The sequence below is a fragment of the Pseudomonas sp. F01002 genome, from assembly GCF_004402115.1.
In the GTDB taxonomy this organism is placed as follows: domain Bacteria; phylum Pseudomonadota; class Gammaproteobacteria; order Pseudomonadales; family Pseudomonadaceae; genus Aquipseudomonas; species Aquipseudomonas frigoris.
On sequence record NZ_SOPU01000005.1, the window covers coordinates 68,301 to 69,406 of the forward strand.

At 65.2% G+C, this 1,106-nt stretch carries 1 pseudogene; it reads left to right on the forward strand.

Annotated features, from left to right (window positions below):
• Positions 1 to 1,106: pseudogene (locus E3W21_RS31630) on the forward strand (glycine dehydrogenase (aminomethyl-transferring)); the annotation flags it as partial.

Sequence of the window (1,106 nt, forward strand, 5' to 3'; positions counted from 1 at the left end):
GATCGCCAACGCTTCCTTGCTCGACGAAGCCACCGCCGCCGCCGAAGCCATGACCTTCTGCAAACGCCTGAGCAAGAACAAGGGCAGCCATGCGTTCTTCGCTTCCGTGCATTGCCACCCGCAAACCCTCGACGTGCTGCGCACCCGGGCCGAGCCGCTGGGCATCGACGTGGTGGTCGGCGACGAGCGTGAACTGAGCGACGTGACGCCGTTCTTCGGCGCGCTGCTGCAATACCCGGCGAGCAACGGTGATGTGTTCGACTACCGCGAACTGACCGAACGCTTCCACGCCGCCAATGCGCTGGTGGCGATCGCCGCCGACCTGCTGGCCCTGACCGTGCTGACCCCGCCGGGCGAGTTCGGCGCCGACGTCGCCATCGGCAGCGCGCAACGCTTCGGTGTGCCGCTGGGCTTCGGCGGCCCGCACGCGGCGTATTTCTCCACCAAGGATGCATTCAAGCGCGACATGCCGGGCCGTCTGGTCGGCGTCTCCGTCGACCGTTTCGGCAAGCCGGCCCTGCNCCGCGAGAAAGCCACCAGCAACATCTGCACCGCGCAGGTCTTGTTGGCCAACATCGCCAGCATGTACGCCGTGTACCACGGCCCGAAAGGCCTGACCCAGATCGCCAACCGCGTACATCACCTGACCGCGATTCTGGCCCAAGGCTTGAGCGCATTGGGCCTGAAAGTCGAGCAAGCCAGCTTCTTCGACACCCTGACCCTGAACACCAGCGCCAACACCGCCAAGCTGCACGATCAGGCGCGCGCCCAGCAGATCAACCTGCGCGTAATCGATGCCGAACGTCTGGGCCTGTCCCTCGACGAAACCACTTCGCAAGCTGACGTGGAAACCCTGTGGGCCCTGCTGGCTGACGGCAAAACCCTGCCGGACTTCGCCGCCCTCGCCACTTCCGTGGTTAGCACGATCCCGGCCGCCCTGCTGCGCCAGTCGCCGATCCTCAGCCACCCGGTGTTCAACCGTTATCACTCGGAAACCGAGCTGATGCGCTACCTGCGCAAGCTCGCCGACAAGGACCTGGCCCTGGATCGCACCATGATCCCGCTGGGTTCCTGCACCATGAAACTCAACGCCGCCAGCGAAATGA